Here is a 17,147-nt window from a genome sequence, read left to right on the forward strand (position 1 = left end):
TTCATCTCGTATCAGTTATATAATCGATATATTATATAACTGATGACGCATATTCAACCGAAATCCGCTGCGGCGAAGGCGCGCAGCGGATTCGGTAATCTCTTCAATGCTGAATTTGCACCGCCGAGGTCGTGCGGCGGCAGGTGCCGAAACGGCTAGACGTCGAAGAACACGGTCTCGTTGTCGCCCTGCAGATGGACGTCGAAGGTGTAGGCGTTGCCCGCACTCGCCTTCTTCGCAATCAGCGTGGCGCGGCGATCGGCCGGCACCAGTGCAAGCGTTGAATCGCCCGCGTTGGCCGCTTCGTCGTCAAAGTAGATCCGGGTGTAGAGATGCAGCAGCATGCCGCGCGCGAACACCGCGAGCACGATGTGCGGCGCCTGCGGCTTGCCGTCGGCATCGGGCACCGAGCCCGGCTTGATGGTGTCGAACGAATAGCCACCGCTCTTGTCGGTGCCGCAGCGGCCAAAACCCTTGAAGCTCGAATTCGGCAGCGCGCGCGCATCCTGCGGATCGGAGAAGCGGCCTTGCGCGTCGGCCTGCCAGATCTCCAGCATGCAGTCGGGGATCACGGCGCCGTCGCCGTCATAGATCTTACCCTCGACGCGGATGCGCTCGCCCGAAACGTCAGGTGTGAGCAGGTTGTTGGAGAAGGCATCGTTCCACTCATATTCGCCGTTCGGCGTCAGGCCGTATTTGAAATAGGGGCCGACGGTCTGCGAGGGCGTGATTCCATCAGGACGCGGGTTCGACACTTACCTGGTCTCCATCGGCGTGGCATTGCGCCCGCGCAGCACGATATCGAAGCGATAGCACAGCGCCCATTCCGGCTGGGTGTTCTCGAGATCGAATGACGAGATCATCCGCGCCCGCGCCTTCTCATCCGTCACCGAGTTGAAGATCGGATCGAACGGGAACAGCGGATCGCCGGGGAAATACATCTGCGTGACGAGACGCGAGACGAAGGAGTGGCCGAACACCGAGAAGTGGATATGCGCTGGCCGCCACGCATTGTGGTGATTGCCCCAGGGATAGGCACCGGGCTTGATGGTGATGAACTTGTAGTAGCCGGATGCATCCGACTGCGTGCGGCCTGCGCCGGTGAAGTTCGGATCGAGCGGCGCCGGATGCTGGTCGACGACATGGATGTAGCGGCCGCAGGCATTGGCCTGCCACAGCTCGACCAGCGTGTTGGGCACGCCGCGGCCGTCCTCGTCGCGCACATGACCATGCACGATGATGCGCTCGCCGAGCGGCTCGCCCTTGGCCTGGATGGTGAGATCGTTGTCGTGCGCGCGCACGGTCTCATGACCATAGACCGGACCGGTCAATTCCGAGAGCGTGTGCCGGATCGGGATCAACGGCTTCTGCGGCGAGCGCTTCACGGTGGAGCGATAGTCCGGCGACAGCCGCGCCGGATGAGCCGCAAGCGATTGCAGCGGGTACAACAAGGTCATGGCGAATTCCTCCGCGGCCCACGCGCCCGGCGGGCTCACCATCAGATCATTATAGTGCATAACCAAATTGGGGAAGGGCTGTTTTCAGCCCTTCCAAGCCATTGGATCAGTTCAGCTTTTCGATCGCGACCGCGACGCCCTGGCCGACCCCGACGCACATAGTTGCCAAGGCAAGCTTCCCGCCCCGCTTCTCCATGCCGTGCACGGCGGTCAAAACCAGCCGCGCGCCGCTCATGCCGAGCGGATGGCCGAGCGCGATCGCGCCGCCATGCGGATTGACGAAATCGGCGTCTTCCTTGACGCCGAGCTGGCGCAGGCAGGCGATGCCCTGCGAGGCGAAGGCCTCGTTGAGCTCGATCAGATCGAAGTCCGACACCTTGATGCCGAGCCGCTCGACCAGCTTCTTGGTCGCCGGCACCGGGCCGATACCCATGATGCGCGGCGGCACCGCAGCCGACGCAAGGCCGAGGATTTTTGCGCGCGGCGTCAGGCCGTGCTTCTTCACCGCGGCTTCGGAGGCGAGGATCATCGCGGCGGCGCCGTCATTGACGCCGGACGCGTTGCCTGCGGTCACCGTGCCGGGATTGCGCACGATCGGCTTCAACTTGGCGAGAGCTTCGAGCGTGGTCTCGGGCCGCGGATGCTCGTCCTTGTCGACGGTGATTGGGCCGGCCTTGCCGCCGGGCACCTGGATCGGGATGATCTCCTCGGCGAAATAGCCCGACGCGATCGCAGCACCGGCGCGCTGCTGCGAGCGGATCGCCATCGCGTCCTGGTCGGCTCGCGACACCTGGAATTCCTCGGCGACGTTTTCGCCGGTCTCCGGCATCGCATCGACGCCGTACTGCGCCTTCATCAACGGATTGATGAAGCGCCAGCCGATCGTAGTGTCGAAGATGTCGGCCGAGCGCGAGAAGGCTTCCGCGGCCTTGCCCATCACGAACGGCGCGCGGGTCATCGATTCGACGCCGCCCGCGATCGCGAAATCGATCTCGCCGGCGCGGATGGCGCGGCCAGCGGCACCGACCGCGTCGAGGCCGGAGGCGCAGAGCCGGTTCAGGGTCTGGCCGGGAACCGACTCCGGCATGCCGGCAAGCAACAGCGCCATGCGCGCGACGTTGCGATTGTCTTCGCCGGCCTGGTTGGCGCAGCCGAAATAGACCTCGTCGACCTCGTTCCAATTGAGCGTCGGGTGCTTGGCCATCAGCGCCTTGATCGGGGCTGCCGCGAGATCGTCGGCGCGCACCTTGGCGAGCGAGCCGCCGAAACGGCCGATCGGAGTCCGGACGGCATCGCAAATATAGACATCACGCATTGAATCTCTCCCTGAATGCCGCGACTTAGGCGCTGGATCGGCTGGAACTTAAGATCGGTTTTAGGAGCGTGCCCGCGGCAGGTCAATTGATGTGGCTGCGTAGCCTCAGCGCATTACCGTGATGCCTCGTCATATTTCGAACCGTGGAGAGGGTGGAAAACCCCGTCGTCGCGGATAGGACCGCGCGGCGAAATTTTGTAGTTTCCGCCCCCTCATGACCATTCAGCAGCCCATCCCCGTTCCGCCCGAAGCCACTCCCGCCGAGGCGCCGTCGCGCGTCACGCCGATGATGGAACAGTATCTGGAGATCAAGGCCGCCCACCCCGGCCTGCTGCTGTTCTACCGGATGGGCGACTTCTACGAGCTGTTCTTCGAGGATGCCGAGATCGCCTCCAAAACGCTCGGCATCGTGCTGACCAAGCGCGGCAAGCATCAGGGCATGGACATCCCGATGTGCGGCGTGCCGGTCGAACGCTCCGAGGATTACCTGCATCGCCTGATCGGCGCCGGACATCGTGTCGCGGTGTGCGAGCAGACCGAAAATCCCGCGGAGGCAAAAGCCCGCGGCAACAAGAGCGTGGTCCGCCGTGGCGTGGTGCGGCTGGTGACGCCGGGCACGCTGACCGAAGACACGCTGCTCGACGCCCGCACCAACAATTACCTGATCGCGATCGCGCGCGCCCGCGGCTCGGCCGGCGCCGACCGGCTCGGGCTTGCGTGGATCGACATCTCGACCTCGGAATTCATGGTGACGGAGTGTTCGACCGCCGAGCTCGCGGCGACGCTGGCGCGCATCAACCCGAACGAGGCGATCGTCACCGACGCGCTGTACAGCGACAACGAGCTGGCGCCGACCTTGCGCGAGCTGCCATCGGTGACGCCGCTGACCCGCGACGTGTTCGACAGCGCCACCGCCGAGCGGCGGCTGTGCGACTATTTTGCGGTCGCGACCATGGACGGCCTGTCCGCGATGTCGCGGCTGGAGGCAACCGCCGCGGCCGCCGCCGTCACCTATATCGACCGCACCCAAGTCGGCAAACGCCCGCCGCTGTCGCCGCCGGCGCGCGAGGCCGCCGGCACCACGATGGCGATCGATCCGGCGACCCGCGCCAATCTCGAACTGACGCGCACGCTTGGCGGCGAGCGCCGCGGCTCGCTGCTCGATGCGATCGACTGCACCGTCACCGCGGCGGGCTCACGCCTGTTGGCGCAGCGGCTTGCCGCGCCGCTCACCGATGTCGCCGTGATTGCGCGACGGCTCGATGCCGTCTCAGCCTTCGTTGCTGACACCGCGGCACGCGAGGACGTCAGGACCGTGCTGCGCGCGGCGCCCGACATGTCGCGCGCGCTGGCGCGGCTCTCGGTCGGCCGCGGCGGCCCGCGCGATCTCGCCAGCCTGCGCGACGGCATCCTGGCCGCCGACCAGGCGCTGGAGCTGCTGGCGCAGCTTGCCAATCCGCCGGCCGAGGTTTCGACCGTGATGGCGGCGTTGCAGCGCCCCTCGCGCGATCTGGCGAAGGAATTCACGCGGGCGCTCTCCGAACAGCTGCCGCTGATCAAGCGCGACGGCGGCTTCGTCCGCGAGGGCTATGAGGCCGCGCTCGACGAAAGCCGCAATTTGCGCGACGCCTCGCGCCTCGTGGTCGCCGCGATGCAGGCGCGCTATGCCGAGGACACCGGCATCAAGACGCTGAAGATCCGGCACAACAATGTGCTCGGCTATTTCGTCGAGGTCACCGCGCAGCACGGCGACAAGCTGTTCGCGCCGCCGCTGAATGCGACCTTCATCCATCGCCAGACGCTGGCCGGACAGGTTCGTTTCACCACCGCCGAGCTCGGCGAGACCGAGGCCAAGATCGCCAATGCCGGCGAGCGCGCGCTCAACCTCGAGCTCGAGATCTTCGAGCGGCTGAGCGCGATGGCGCTCGCCGCCAGCGACGACCTGCGCAACGCCGCGCATGCCTTTGCGATGCTCGATGTCGCGACCTCGCTGGCGAAGCTTGCGATCGACGACAATTACGTGCGGCCCGACGTCGACTCTTCGCTCGGCTTTGCGATCGAGGGCGGCCGCCATCCGGTGGTCGAGCAGGCGCTGAAGCGCGACGGCCAGCCGTTCATCGCCAATGCCTGCGATCTCTCCCCCGCACCCGGACAAAAATCCGGCCAGCTCTGGCTGATCACCGGTCCGAACATGGCCGGCAAATCGACCTTCCTGCGCCAGAACGCGCTGATCGCGCTGCTGGCGCAGATCGGCTCCTACGTGCCGGCGTCGCGCGCGCGGCTCGGCATCGTCGACCGGCTGTTCTCGCGCGTCGGCGCCGCCGACGATCTGGCGCGCGGCCGCTCGACCTTCATGGTCGAGATGGTCGAGACCGCCGTGATCCTGAACCAGGCGAGCGAACGGTCGCTGGTGATCCTCGACGAGATCGGCCGCGGCACCGCGACCTTCGACGGCCTGTCGATCGCCTGGGCCGCGATCGAGCACCTGCATGAGAGCAACCGCTGCCGCACGCTGTTTGCCACCCACTATCACGAGCTGACCGCGCTTTCGGCCAAACTGCCGCGAATGTTCAACGCCACGGTGCGCGTGAAGGAGTGGCAGGGCGACGTCGTGTTCCTGCACGAGGTGCTGCCCGGCTCGGCCGACCGCTCCTACGGCATCCAGGTCGCAAAACTCGCCGGCCTGCCGCCTGCGGTGATCACGCGCGCCAAATCGGTGCTGGCCAAACTCGAAGCCCAGGACCGCGGCCAGACCGCGCGCGCTCTGGTCGACGATCTGCCGCTGTTCGCCGTCCCCTCCCGCGCTGCCACCGAGGACAAGCCGCCGAGCGAGGCCGATCTGCTGGTCGAGGCGGTGAAGGCGCTGCACCCCGACGAGATGTCGCCGCGCGAGGCGCTGGATGCGCTCTATGCGCTGCGAGCGAAGCTGCCGAAGGGGTAGCCGCGTAGCCCGGATGCAGCGAAGCGAAATCCGGGAACGCCTTTTCCAATTGCACCACTGCCCCGGATTGCGCGGAGCCCGTCATCGGGCGCGCGTTCGCGCGACCCGTTGGCTTCATCCGGGCTACGGCTCTCCCTTCTCCTTCCCCCTGAAAGGGGGAAGGTCGGGATGGGGGTCAGCCGCAAGCGACACCGTTTGCGGAACGAGCAGATCCCCACCCGCTTTGCTCTGCGAGCAAAGCGACCTCCCCTTTTCAAGGGGAGGTTAAGACGCCTTCACGGCGTTCCTTCGCCCGATCTGCCACAGTGCCAGATTCCAGATGATGCAGGTGGCGAGCGCGCAGCAGAGGCCGATTGGCGAGCCGAATTGCGCGACCGCGACATGCAGCACGGCGATGCCGAGGCCGAAGCCGAGCAGGCCCCAGGCGCTGTTGGCGAGCACGGCGGCGGTGGCGGGGCCGCCGATCCGCGGATGCAGGATCAGCATCATCGAGGAGAACACGATCGGAAACAGCGCGATCACGCCGGTGACGCGTGGACCGACCCAGGTCGACGCGGTGACCACCGTGCCGACCAGGCTCGCGACCAGCGCGGCGCGCAGTGGAATGTCGTACCAGCGCCGCGCGATCAGTGGCATTTTCGCGACGTGCCGATAAGGCTTGAGCAGCGGGATGCAGATCGCAAACGCAATGGCATTGAGGATCAGCCCGCCGGCGAGCGTCCACGCGAACTGGCGGATGATGGTGCCGAGCACGAGCCACAGCGCGATCGCGCTTCCCGCGCTGATCCACATGCTGAAGCGCTGCGCCAGCACCGCATAGGTGAGGCCCATGAAGATCGTCGCGGCGTTGACCGGCAGGCTCGACAGCGCGCCCTCGGCGATGAAGGCGGCGTCATGGTCGAGCGCAAGGAAGGTGTAGGACGGCCCGGCCGAGATCGGCAGGGTTGCGATCAGCGCGCCGATCACCGGCCCCGACCGTTCCGTGATGATGGACGCGCTGACCACGAAGGCGGCCGCAACCGCCATGCGCAGCACCAGGAGCAGGACGAAGTGGAGTTCGGGGGACATCGAGCGTCGTCCCGGCGCAGGCCGGGACCCATAACCACGAATGGGCGTGAGGAGCGAAAGCCGTCGGACAGCGCGGCTTGAACCGAGAGAACACAGCGTATGGGTCCCGGCTTTCGACGGGACGACACCGGTGAAGGGGCAGCTACACCCGCTGCATCGTCACCGACACCTTCGGGCCGTTCTTGATGGTCTGATAGACCACGCAATATCGCTCGGTGAGTTTCAGCAAGAGATCGAGCTTGTCTTGCGGCGCGTCGGTGCCGATGTCGAAGCGCAGGCGGATCTCGCGGAAGCCGACCGGCGTCTCCTTGTCGACGCCGAGCGTGCCGCGGAAATCGAGATCGCCTTCGGCGAACACATTGCCGACCTTCAGCGGCACCTCGACGGCGGTGGCGACCGACTTCAGCGTGACGCCGGCGCAGGCGACCAGCGCCTCCAGCAGCATATCGCCGGAGCAGAGCTCGAGCCCGGAGCCGCCGGTGGCCGGATGCAGGCCGGCGACCGCGAGCGCGCGGCCGGTCTCGACCTTGCAGGAGATGCTCTCATTGTCGATCGAGCCCTTGGCCTTCAGCGTGATCACGGCGGCCTGGGGATCGGTCTTGTAGCGCTCCTTGATCGGAGCCTGCATTGCGCGGAGTTCGGCGGAGTCCATGGGTCTGCTCCCGGCTGTTCTTCTTAGCCTTCGGATGTAAGGCCTTGGAGCGCCGATGTCACCACCACATCGCCTCGCCGGCGCTGGATTTGTCGGTGACGTCGCGCACCGAACGGTCCAGCGAGCGGTCGAGCGCGGTCAGCACGCGGCGCTTGAAGGTGTCGAACAGCTCCGATTTGCGGTCGCGCGGCCGCGCCAGATTAATGGTGATCTGCTCGAACAACCGGCCCGGCCGCGGCCGCATCACCAGCACGCGGTCGGCCAGCACCACCGCCTCGTCGACGTCATGGGTGACCAGGATCAGGGTCGGCCGCGTGTCGGCCCAGAGATCGAGCAGGTGATCCTGCAGATCGCGCCGGGTGAAGGCATCGAGGGCCGAGAACGGCTCGTCGAGCAGCAGCACTTCGGGCTGCGGCACCAGTGCGCGGGCGATCGCGACCCGCTGCGCCTGCCCGCCGGACAGCTCACGCGGCCAGGCCGCCGCCTTGTCGGCGAGACCGACGCGGGCCAGCGCTGCCGCGATCCGCTCGCGCCTGACGTCGGCGGGAAGGTCGGCGAGACCGAAGCCGATATTGTCGGCGACGCTGAGCCAGGGCAGCAGACGCGGCTCCTGGAAGATGATGCCGATCTTGGCATGCGGCGAAGATATCACCGCATTGTCGAGCGTCACGCTGCCGGTGCTGGCGCGATCGAGGCCGGCGATGGCGCGCAGCAAAGTCGACTTGCCGCAACCGGAGCCGCCGATGATGGCGATGATCTCGCCGGGCGAAATCTCGGCCGAGAAGCGCTCCAGCGCGTGCACGCCGTTCGGATAGGTCTTGCCGACTTCTTTGAGCGCCAGCATCACTGCCCTCCCCGCGCGCCGAACGCGTCCTGCCAGCGCAGCAGCGGCGCGGCCGCAACTTCGATCAGCCAGTCGGTGAGCTTGCCGAGGATCGCGAAGATGACGATCGCGGCGAGGATCTGCGCCGGCTTGCCGAGTTGCTGGCCGTCGAGCAGGAGATAACCGAGGCCTTCGGACGCGCCGATCAATTCGGCCGCGACCACGAACATCCACCCCAAGCCAAGCCCGACCCTGAGCGCCACCACATAGGCCGGCAGCACCGCCGGCAACAGGATGCGGCGGATCATGGCGGGTCCGGACAGGCGGAACACGCGGCCGACCTCGACGATCTTGCGATCGACCGACAGGATCGCGCCCATCACGCCGAGATAGATCGGAAAGAACACGCCGACCGCGATCAGCGCGACCTTCGAGGTCTCGAAGATGCCGAGCCAGAGCACGAACAGCGGCACCCAGGCGAGCGACGGGATCGCGCGCAGCGCCTGTACGGTCGGATCAAGAAGGCGCTTGGCGAAATCCCAGTAGCCGGAGATCGCGCCCATGATGGTGCCGGCGATGACGCCGAGCGCAAAGCCGGCGCCGACCCGCCACAAGGTCGCGAGGATGTGCCGCGACAGCTCACCGCTCCTGGCGAGCTCCACGATGGTCTCGAACACCTTTGACGGTGGCGGCACTAGCCGTCCGTTGGAGTAGCCGAGAGCGACCACGAGTTCCCAGCCCAGCGCGAGCACGACCGGTACCACGAGTCCGAGCGCCGGCCGCGCAAGCCGCGACCACCGCGCCGGCGCCGCAGGCGGCGCGGCCGTCTGTTCCAGCGCGGGCAGGTCAACGGTCATGGCTATAGCAAGAACTATTCTTCCGGCGGGATTGCAAGGTGGGTCGAAACGCGAGCTGCGGCGCCTCCTTTCCTTCTCCCCTTGTGGGAGAAGGTGGCGCGGACGCAGTCCGCGGCGGATGAGGGGTCTCTATCCGCGGAGACAGACCCCTCACCCCGCTTCGCTGCGCGAAGCGACCCTCTCCCACAAGGGGAGAGGGTGCAGCGGCGGCTAGTTGGTCGGCAGCGGGACCTGGTCGTCGATCAGCGCATCCACCGCGGCCTTCACGTCGGTCTTGGCATCGATCACACCCGCCTGTTGCAACGCGAGGCCGGCGGCGAGGATCGATTCCCGCTGCGGAGCACCGATGCGGCTGTGGGTCAGCTCGGTGCGCTCCTTGAGCTGCTTGTCGACCACGGCGTCCGGCAGTTTCGTCACCGCGATGAAGGTCTTCTTCAGCTCGTCATAGTTGGCCAGCGAGTATTTCCGCGCTTCCTCATAACTGGCGAGTACCCGGCGAACGATATCCGGATGCGATTTCAAAAACTCCTCACGGACATTGAGGATGCCCCAGGTGTTGGCGTCGGCCTTGCGGTAGAACAGTTTGGCGCCCTCCTCGACCTCGGCCTGCGCCATCATCGGGTCGAGGCCGGCCCAGGCATCGACATCGCCGCGGATCAGCGCGGTCTTGCCGTCGGCGTGCTGCAACAGCACCGTCGTGATGTCCTTTTCGGTCAAACCGGCACCGAGCAGCGCGCGGACCAGGAAAATGTGCGGGTCGGTGCCGCGGGTCACCGCGACGCGCTTGCCCTTGAGGTCGGCAACGGAGGTGATCCTGGAGTCCTTGGTGGTGACCAGCGCGGTCCATTCGGGACGCGAATAGACGTAGACCGACTTGATCGGATTGCCGTTGATCTTCGCGACCAAAGCGGCCGAGCCTGCGGTCGAGCCGAGATCGATCGAACCGGCATTGAGGAATTCGAGCGCCTTGTTGGAGCCGGCCGACTGCACCCAGACGATGCTGATGCCGTCCTTGGCGAACTCCTTCTCCAGCAGGCCCTTCTGCTTGAGGACCATCGACACCGGATTGTAGGTCGCCCAGTCGATCCGGATCTCCTTCAGCGCGTCGGCGGCAAACGCCGCGCCGGGCAAAAATGTCGAGACCGCGAGCAGCGCGGCGAAGCTGCGCCGGGAAAACTTTTGCATTCGTCGACCCCCTCGATCTGATTAAGAAACAATCTTTTAATTCAATGAGTTAGCCTTGCGGTCAACGAGAAAATCTCTACCCTTTACGAGACGGCGCGAGAACGATCTTGCTCGCGGCGTCGCCAGGAGAGCATGGAGCTGCTGTCATTATACTTTGGTCCGTGACAGCAACAGCTCCGTCCGATATCGGATGAACGTATGGACAGCGTCGTAGCCGAAGTCCGCCCTGAAGCGGATGATCGTTTCGAGACCGAGCGGATCACCGCGGCGGTCAATGCACTCGCCGAACAGCATGCCGGCCGTGAGGACCAGTTCCGCGCCGCGATGGCGCAACTGCTCAAGGCCGAGCTGATCGCGGCGCGCGCCACCGCGCAGGCGCTGCTGTTGAAGGACCGCCACGGCCGGCGCTGTGCCGAGCGGCTCTGCTTCGTTCAGGACGAGATCATCCGCATCCTCTATGCCGCGGCGACCCGGCATCTCTATCACTCGCCGATCCCCTCGGGCGCCGAGCGCATGGCCGTGGTCGCGACCGGCGGCTATGGCCGCGGGCTGATGGCGCCGGAATCCGACATCGATCTGCTGTTCATCCTGCCGTACAAGCAGACCGCCTGGGGCGAGCAGGTCGCCGAAGCCATCCTCTATTGTCTCTGGGATATGGGACTGAAGGTCGGCCACGCCACGCGCTCGGTCGATGAATCGATCCGCCAAGCGCGCGGCGACATGACGATCCGCACCGCGATCCTGGAAACCAGGTTCCTGACCGGCGACCAGCCGCTCTATGACGAGCTGGTCGAGCGCTTCGACAAGGAAGTGGTGCAGGGCACCGCGGCGGAATTCGTCACCGCAAAGCTCGCCGAGCGCGAGGAGCGGCACCGCCGCGCCGGCCAGTCGCGCTATCTGGTCGAACCCAACGTCAAGGACGGCAAGGGCGGCCTGCGCGACCTGCACACGCTGTTCTGGATCGCCAAATACGTCTACCGCGTGCGCGAGACCGACGAGCTGCTGGAACGCGGCGTGTTCGACGCCCAGGAATACCGCACCTTCCGCCGCTGCGCCGATTTCCTGTGGTCGGTGCGCTGCAATCTGCACTTCTTCGCCGGACGCGCCGAGGAGCGGCTGTCGTTCGACATGCAGCGCGAGATCGCGGTGCGCCTCGGTTACACCTCGCATCCCGGCATGCAGGACGTCGAGCGCTTCATGAAGCACTACTTCCTGATCGCGAAAGACGTCGGCGACCTCACCGCGATCCTGTGCGCCAAGCTCGAGGAGGAGCACAACAAGCCGGCGCCGGTGCTGAGCCGGATGGTGGCGCGGCTGCGGCCCGGCACCAAGCGGCGGCGGGTTAACGGCAGCGACGACTTCATCGTCGACAACAACCGCATCAACCTCGCCGCGCCCGACGTCTTCAAGCATGATCCGGTCAATCTGATCCGGATCTTCCGCCTCGCGCAGCAGAACAACCTCGCCTTCCATCCCGATGCGATGCGCACGGTGACGCGCTCGTTGAAGCTGATCAACACCCAGCTCCGCGACAACGAGGAAGCCAACCGCCTGTTCATGGAGATCCTGACCTCCGATAATGCCGAGACCGTGCTGCGGCGGATGAACGAAACCGGCGTGCTCGGCCATTTCATCCGCGCCTTCGGCAAGATCGTCTCGATGATGCAGTTCAACATGTATCACCACTACACGGTGGACGAGCATCTGATCCGCTGCATCGGCTTCCTGCAGGACATCGAGCGCGGCGGCAACGAGGAGTTCACGGTCGCCAGCGACCTGTTCCGCAAGATCCGTCCCGAGCACCGCCCGGTGATCTATATCGCGACCCTGCTGCACGACATCGCCAAGGGCAGGCCGGAAGATCACTCGATCGCCGGCGCCAAGGTGGCGCGGCGGCTGTGCCCGCGGCTCGGCTTCTCCGCGGCCGACACCGAACTGGTGGCCTGGCTGATCGAGGAGCACCTGACGATGTCCACGGTGGCGCAATCGCGCGATCTGTCGGACCGCAAGACCATCGAGAATTTCGCCGCCGTGGTGCAGTCGGTCGAGCAGATGAAGCTGCTGACGATCCTGACCACCGCCGACATCCGCGGCGTCGGTCCCGGCGTCTGGAACGGCTGGAAGGCGCAGCTGTTGCGCACGCTGTATTACGAGACCGAGCCGGTGCTGACCGGCGGCTTCTCGGAGGTCAACCGTGCCCAGCGCATCGCGGTGGCGCAGGCCGAGTTCCGCCGCGCCTTCACCGAATGGCCGGAGACCGAGCTCAACGCCTATATCGGCCGGCACTACCCGGCCTACTGGCTCAAGGTCGAGCTGCAGCGCAAGATCCGCCAGGCGCGCTTCATCCGCGCCAGCGAGCAGGCCGGCCACAAGCTCGCGATCAATGTCGGCTTCGACGAGATCCGCGCCGTCACCGAGCTCACGATTCTCGCGACCGACCATCCCTGGCTGCTGTCGATCATCGCGGGCGCCTGCGCCTCCGCCGGCGCCAACATCGTCGACGCGCAGATCTACACCACGACCGACGGCCGCGCGCTCGACACCATCTCGATCTCGCGCGAATACGACCGCGACGATGACGAGGGCCGCCGCGCGACACGGATCGGCGAGATGATCGAGCAGGTGCTGGAAGGCAAGCTGCGGCTGCCCGAAGCGGTGGCGAAGCGCGCGGTGCGCAGCAAGGCGCGGCCGTTCATCGTCGAGCCCGAAGTGACCATCAACAACCAGTGGTCCGACCGCTACACCGTGATCGAGGTCTCCGGCCTCGATCGCCCCGGCCTGCTCTACCAGCTGACCACCGCGATCTCGAAGCTCAACCTCAACATCGCCTCGGCGCATGTCGCGACCTTCGGCGAGCGCGCCCGCGACGTGTTCTATGTCACCGACCTGCTCGGCGCCCAGATCACCGCGCCGACCCGTCAGGCCGCGATCAAGAGCGCGCTGCTGCATCTGTTGTCGAGCGAGGACCAGGCGGCGAAGCCGGCGGCCTGACGTTCGCCGGCTTGCCAGCATCAGTCCCGTCATCCTGAGGAGCCTGCGAAGCAGGCGTCTCGAAGGATCGACGGCCACCAGTCGGGCCGATTCATCCTTCGAGGCTCGCTCCGCTCGCACCTCAGGATGACGGCGTTGGAGTTGGCGGCGGACTCACCTCACGGTTCGACTCGCACCTGCTGGTGAGCCCCGAATGACACTGGGCTGCGCCAGACTACCCGAACAGCCGCATCAGCAGGGCCTTGCCGACCGGCGCGGCGCGCACGCTGCTGAAGGCGCGGACATATTCGCCGGCGTAGAAGGCGCGCACGACGTTGATCCGCGTCGCGACCGCGTCCTCGAAACGGACGCCGAAGCCGTCGCGGGTTCGGCGGACCACGGTCGCGCTCACGGTCTGGCCGTAGACATTGCACTTGATCGAGGCACCGATTGCGGGCGGGGCGGGATCGATGAAGCGCGCACCCGAGATCGAGATGTCGGCCATCCGCACCAGCCGCGGCGCGGTGCCTTCATGCATCAGGACCGGCTCGTCGCGCTCGAAACGCTCGGCCTTGCGGCGCCGCGGCTGCTCGATGCAGATGAAGCACACGATCGCAAGCACGACGCAATTGTACAGGCTCCAGGCCAGCGCCAGTCCGCCATAGGCGATGTTTTCGCCGCGCAGATGCAGGATGAAGGCGTAGGCGATCGCGACCAGCGTGATCAGCAAGGCGCTGCCGTAGAGCCGCAGCAGCGGCCACTCGATGAAGCGGCGGTTGCGGTCGCCGCCCTTGGCCGTCACCTTGAACTTGTGGCCTTGCGGCTTGGCGAGGCCGGTCACGACCGCCTTCAGGACCGCGGGCGCGGCGATGTATTGCGAGACATCGGTCATGATCGCGAGCGAGCGGCCGCGCGAAATCCAGCCCATCGTGAAGGCGTGCCAGACATAGAACGGCATGAAATATTTCAGCAGCTCGGACAGATCGGCGTGAACCGCCTTGATCCCGAACAACAGAAAGAGCCACGGCACGATGAGGCCGAACACCTTGGTGCCATAGACCGCCGCCCAGCTCATGAAGGCGTCGACCAGCGACAGCCGGTCCATGAATGCGAGCTTCGACTGCCGCGAGAACGGCCCGCTGCGGCCCCGGAAGATCTGCATGAAGCCAAGACACCAGCGCCCGCGCTGGGTGATATATTCCTTCAGTCCCTCCGGCGCGAGACCGATGGTCAGGCGCTCGTTCAGATAGACCGTGCGCAGGCCCTTCTCCTTCAGCCGCAGCGTGACGAGGTAATCCTCCGTCACCGAATCGGTCGGGAAGCCGCCGATCTGCATCAGGCCGGAGTAGCGGATCAGCGACGAGGTACCGCAGCAGAACGCGGTGTCCCAGGCATCCTTGGCGGGCATCAGGATGTCGAAGAAGAAGCGCTGCTCGTCGGGCCATACGTCGGTCGCGGCGAGATTGGTCTGGATCGGATCCGGGTTGATGAAGTGCTGCGGCGTCTGCACGACGCCGATGGTGCCGTCCTGCATCAGGCTCATCGCGCGGGTCAGGAAGTCCGGCATCGGGACAAAGTCCGCATCGAGGATCGAGATGAACTCCGGCCGGTCCGGCAGGGCGGATACGTGCTGGAGCGCATGATTGATGTTGCCGGCCTTGGCATGGCGGTTGTCCGGACGGGTCAGGTAATTGCAGCCGAGCTCCTGCGCGAGCCGGCGCAGCCAGAGCCGCCGTCCATCGTCGAGCACCCAGACGCGATAATTGGGATAGTTCAGTCCGGTCGCGCCGATGATGGTGCGCTCGAGGATCGCCTTCTCCTCATTATACGTGCAGATGAAGACGTCGACGCGCGGCGCATCCGCCGACGCCCTGGATCGGCGCAGGATGGCGTTGACCTCGGGCGAACGATCGACCGTGCGGCTGAGGAACAGCAGCGACAGGCACACCGCGATCATCGAGGCCGCCTCGGCCACCACGAAGGGATAGCCGACCAGGGCATCGGCCGTGAGTCCCAGCGGCGGCAAGGTCTGGGTCACCCGCCAGACGAAGTAGTGTAGCAGCAGCAGGAACGACATGGTGGTCATCATGACGCGAGCCAGCGTGTGCTCGCGCCGGAGCAAAGGCAGGATCGCAAGGCAGGCACCGAAGGCGACCAGCCCGGGCGCGAATGCCGCCATCATGGCTTTGCTGCGTCCGTGTTGAACACCACCCGCCCGGTGCGGCCAACCGCGCAATCCCTGCCTGCGGTGTCGATCCCCGGCATCGAGACCGTCACCCGATACGGTTCCTTGTTGAGCGCATCCGGATTGATCGCAAGGTTGGCGGGCGCGCCCGACGCGCCGGTGAGGTTGACGATCTCCCCTTTGATGGCGGCGCTGCCATCGTTCGGCTCGAAACTCGCCTGCTCACCAAGCCTGAGGCGGTTGTAAACGCCCTCGGTGACGTTCGCGGTGACGACCTCGCCGGTACAATCGAGCAGCTTGAGCAGGGGCTGCCCGGCCCTGACATCTTCGCCGGGCGACGTCATCATCTCCCAGATACGCCCGGCGACCGGCGCCTTGATGTCGGCTTCGGCCCGGTTGATGTAGTGCAGCTGCTCCGCGGCAATCTCGTGGGTCAGCCAATCGATCTCGGCATCGGAATGCGCCAGGTCGGCGCGCAGATCGCTGACGCGCTGGCGCATCTCCTCCTCGCGCTGCACCGAGCTCGGCCGGTCATTGTAGCTGTCGCCGAGATAGGTGCCGTTCCTTGCCGCCGTGAGCTCGACCTTGGCGGCATCGAGCCGGCGCTGGGCGCCGATCTCGGTCTGCTGGGCGATCGACTGCTCGCGCGTCAGCCGGGCCATCTCGACCGTCGAAACGCTGCCCGACTTGATCAGCGACGAGGCGCGCTCGACCGCCGCAGTGGCTTCCTCCCGCCGCGCGGCGGCGGCCTCGATCGCGGTCTGGATTTCGGCGATGCGCGCCTGGAGCTGCAGGATGCGGCCGTCGCGGAACTGGCCCGCCTGGCGGGCGAGGTCCTGCTGCGCCGTCTCGGCGGCGGCCAGCTTGGCGGCGAGACTCGGGCGCTCATTCTCCATCCGCGACATTTGCCGCCGCAGATCGTCGAGCCGGACGCGGTCGCCGCGCGCGTTGACGACATGCAGGATCGCATCGCCTTCATGGACCACGCTGAGCTGCGTCGAGCCTTGCTGCGGCTTCGCGCCCACGGTGCCGTCGATCGGCGAGCGCAGGGTCACGATCCGGGCATTGACCACGGCTTCGACGCTCGAGGTCTGCAGCACGGCCTTCAGCGGCAGCCATCCGAACACCGCAACGATCGCAAGGCCGATGCCGACCTTGAGCAGGCGTCGAACCCACCGGCCCGAGCCTGCAGGCGCTTCGGGATGGGAAGCGCTGTCGCCGGCGGGTTCGCCGAGCGGCTCGTCATGCGCCGGCTGTAGCCGGTCCTGTAAGTCGCGCTGCAATCCGCGGGCGCCCGCGTCCTCATCCCTGGTGACGGAACCATCGCCTTCAGGAAAAGGCTTCTGCTGCTGTGCCTGATTCATGATGACCGGCCCCTGATCTGTCAGTGCGCGAACCAACGCACAGCTCCGCGGAGCGATGCGCTGCCGCACCGATCCAATAATCAGGTGCTTCAAAAGCGGCTAAAGCGAACCGGGCATCTTTCGGAAAAATGTCCGCAATTTGCAAAGGTCGGAAGATCGATGGCAGCGACGGTGCCGGCCTTGTTCCGCCGTCATTGGGGAGGCGACCGAAGAGGTTGAGCCCGGAATCCATCAGGGCCGGGGCTAGTGGGGAGTGGATTCCGGGCTCTCACGGAGGCTGTTATCGGACCCGATGCGCGACCCAGGCGTGAGCAGCCAGCGCTTCGGTCC

General features: G+C 66.1%; 12 protein-coding genes. 2 read left to right on the forward strand and 10 right to left on the reverse strand.

Annotation, left to right across the window (positions count from 1 at the left end; genetic code table 11):
* Positions 1 to 155: 155 nt before the first annotated feature.
* From pcaG to pcaF, 3 genes are all read right to left on the reverse strand, one after another.
* Positions 156 to 755, reverse strand: a complete 600-nt coding sequence (pcaG, locus tag XH92_RS42285) for a protocatechuate 3,4-dioxygenase subunit alpha (RefSeq protein WP_194457315.1) — start codon at positions 753 to 755, stop codon at positions 156 to 158.
* Entirely contained in the window at positions 756 to 1,457 is a 702-nt protein-coding gene (gene pcaH / locus XH92_RS42290) for a protocatechuate 3,4-dioxygenase subunit beta (RefSeq protein WP_194457316.1), read from the reverse strand. It lies immediately after the preceding gene.
* A 106-nt stretch (positions 1,458 to 1,563) separates the two neighbouring features.
* Positions 1,564 to 2,772 carry a 3-oxoadipyl-CoA thiolase gene (pcaF, locus tag XH92_RS42295; RefSeq protein WP_194457317.1) on the reverse strand — a complete coding sequence of 403 codons (1,209 nt, stop codon included), beginning with the start codon at positions 2,770 to 2,772 and terminating at the stop codon, positions 1,564 to 1,566.
* A 214-nt stretch (positions 2,773 to 2,986) separates the two neighbouring features.
* Between pcaF and mutS the strand changes: the two genes are divergently transcribed.
* Positions 2,987 to 5,713 (forward strand): DNA mismatch repair protein MutS, encoded by a 2,727-nt coding sequence (gene mutS / locus XH92_RS42300; protein ID WP_194457318.1) that lies wholly within the window; start codon positions 2,987 to 2,989, stop codon positions 5,711 to 5,713.
* A gap of 264 nt (positions 5,714 to 5,977) precedes the next feature.
* Here mutS and XH92_RS42305 read toward each other — a convergent pair whose 3' ends face one another.
* From XH92_RS42305 to XH92_RS42325, 5 genes are all read right to left on the reverse strand, one after another.
* Positions 5,978 to 6,781 carry a hypothetical protein gene (locus tag XH92_RS42305; RefSeq protein ID WP_194457319.1) on the reverse strand — a complete coding sequence of 268 codons (804 nt, stop codon included), beginning with the start codon at positions 6,779 to 6,781 and terminating at the stop codon, positions 5,978 to 5,980.
* A gap of 142 nt (positions 6,782 to 6,923) precedes the next feature.
* Complete coding sequence (locus XH92_RS42310) at positions 6,924 to 7,433, reverse strand: OsmC family protein (protein WP_194457320.1); 510 nt, start codon at positions 7,431 to 7,433, stop codon at positions 6,924 to 6,926.
* Between the two features lie 58 nt (positions 7,434 to 7,491).
* Positions 7,492 to 8,277, reverse strand: a complete 786-nt coding sequence (locus XH92_RS42315; protein WP_194457321.1) for an ABC transporter ATP-binding protein — start codon at positions 8,275 to 8,277, stop codon at positions 7,492 to 7,494.
* On the reverse strand, positions 8,277 to 9,113 hold the full coding sequence (locus XH92_RS42320) for an ABC transporter permease (RefSeq protein ID WP_194457322.1): 837 nt from the start codon (positions 9,111 to 9,113) through the stop codon (positions 8,277 to 8,279). Before XH92_RS42320 ends, XH92_RS42315 begins: the two co-directional genes overlap by 1 nt.
* A gap of 210 nt (positions 9,114 to 9,323) precedes the next feature.
* Positions 9,324 to 10,298, reverse strand: a complete 975-nt coding sequence (locus XH92_RS42325; RefSeq protein WP_194457323.1) for an aliphatic sulfonate ABC transporter substrate-binding protein — start codon at positions 10,296 to 10,298, stop codon at positions 9,324 to 9,326.
* A gap of 198 nt (positions 10,299 to 10,496) precedes the next feature.
* Between XH92_RS42325 and XH92_RS42330 the strand changes: the two genes are divergently transcribed.
* Entirely contained in the window at positions 10,497 to 13,289 is a 2,793-nt protein-coding gene (locus XH92_RS42330) for a [protein-PII] uridylyltransferase (protein ID WP_194457324.1), read from the forward strand.
* Between the two features lie 214 nt (positions 13,290 to 13,503).
* Here XH92_RS42330 and XH92_RS42335 read toward each other — a convergent pair whose 3' ends face one another.
* Both XH92_RS42335 and XH92_RS42340 read right to left on the reverse strand, forming a co-directional pair.
* Positions 13,504 to 15,450 carry a glycosyltransferase gene (locus tag XH92_RS42335; RefSeq protein ID WP_194457325.1) on the reverse strand — a complete coding sequence of 649 codons (1,947 nt, stop codon included), beginning with the start codon at positions 15,448 to 15,450 and terminating at the stop codon, positions 13,504 to 13,506.
* Positions 15,447 to 16,817, reverse strand: coding sequence for an HlyD family efflux transporter periplasmic adaptor subunit (locus tag XH92_RS42340; RefSeq protein WP_246788140.1), 1,371 nt, complete (start codon positions 16,815 to 16,817; stop codon positions 15,447 to 15,449). The genes XH92_RS42335 and XH92_RS42340 overlap by 4 nt, the downstream gene beginning before the upstream one ends.
* Between the last annotated feature and the right edge of the window lie 330 nt (positions 16,818 to 17,147).

This window comes from Bradyrhizobium sp. CCBAU 53421 (assembly GCF_015291625.1).
Taxonomy (GTDB): Bacteria; Pseudomonadota; Alphaproteobacteria; order Rhizobiales; family Xanthobacteraceae; genus Bradyrhizobium.

What these genes read in the sequence shown, in the direction of transcription:
- XH92_RS42320 (WP_194457322.1), bottom strand. Translation starts at nt 9,113, where the DNA reads ATGACCGTTGACCTGCCCGCGCTGGAACAGACGGCCGCGCCGCCTGCG.
- XH92_RS42315 (WP_194457321.1), bottom strand. Translation starts at nt 8,277, where the DNA reads ATGCTGGCGCTCAAAGAAGTCGGCAAGACCTATCCGAACGGCGTGCAC.
- XH92_RS42340 (WP_246788140.1), bottom strand. Translation starts at nt 16,817, where the DNA reads ATGAATCAGGCACAGCAGCAGAAGCCTTTTCCTGAAGGCGATGGTTCC.
- XH92_RS42310 (WP_194457320.1), bottom strand. Translation starts at nt 7,433, where the DNA reads ATGGACTCCGCCGAACTCCGCGCAATGCAGGCTCCGATCAAGGAGCGC.
- XH92_RS42325 (WP_194457323.1), bottom strand. Translation starts at nt 10,298, where the DNA reads ATGCAAAAGTTTTCCCGGCGCAGCTTCGCCGCGCTGCTCGCGGTCTCG.
- pcaH (WP_194457316.1), bottom strand. Translation starts at nt 1,457, where the DNA reads ATGACCTTGTTGTACCCGCTGCAATCGCTTGCGGCTCATCCGGCGCGG.
- pcaF (WP_194457317.1), bottom strand. Translation starts at nt 2,772, where the DNA reads ATGCGTGATGTCTATATTTGCGATGCCGTCCGGACTCCGATCGGCCGT.
- XH92_RS42305 (WP_194457319.1), bottom strand. Translation starts at nt 6,781, where the DNA reads ATGTCCCCCGAACTCCACTTCGTCCTGCTCCTGGTGCTGCGCATGGCG.
- mutS (WP_194457318.1), top strand. Translation starts at nt 2,987, where the DNA reads ATGACCATTCAGCAGCCCATCCCCGTTCCGCCCGAAGCCACTCCCGCC.
- XH92_RS42330 (WP_194457324.1), top strand. Translation starts at nt 10,497, where the DNA reads ATGGACAGCGTCGTAGCCGAAGTCCGCCCTGAAGCGGATGATCGTTTC.
- XH92_RS42335 (WP_194457325.1), bottom strand. Translation starts at nt 15,450, where the DNA reads ATGATGGCGGCATTCGCGCCCGGGCTGGTCGCCTTCGGTGCCTGCCTT.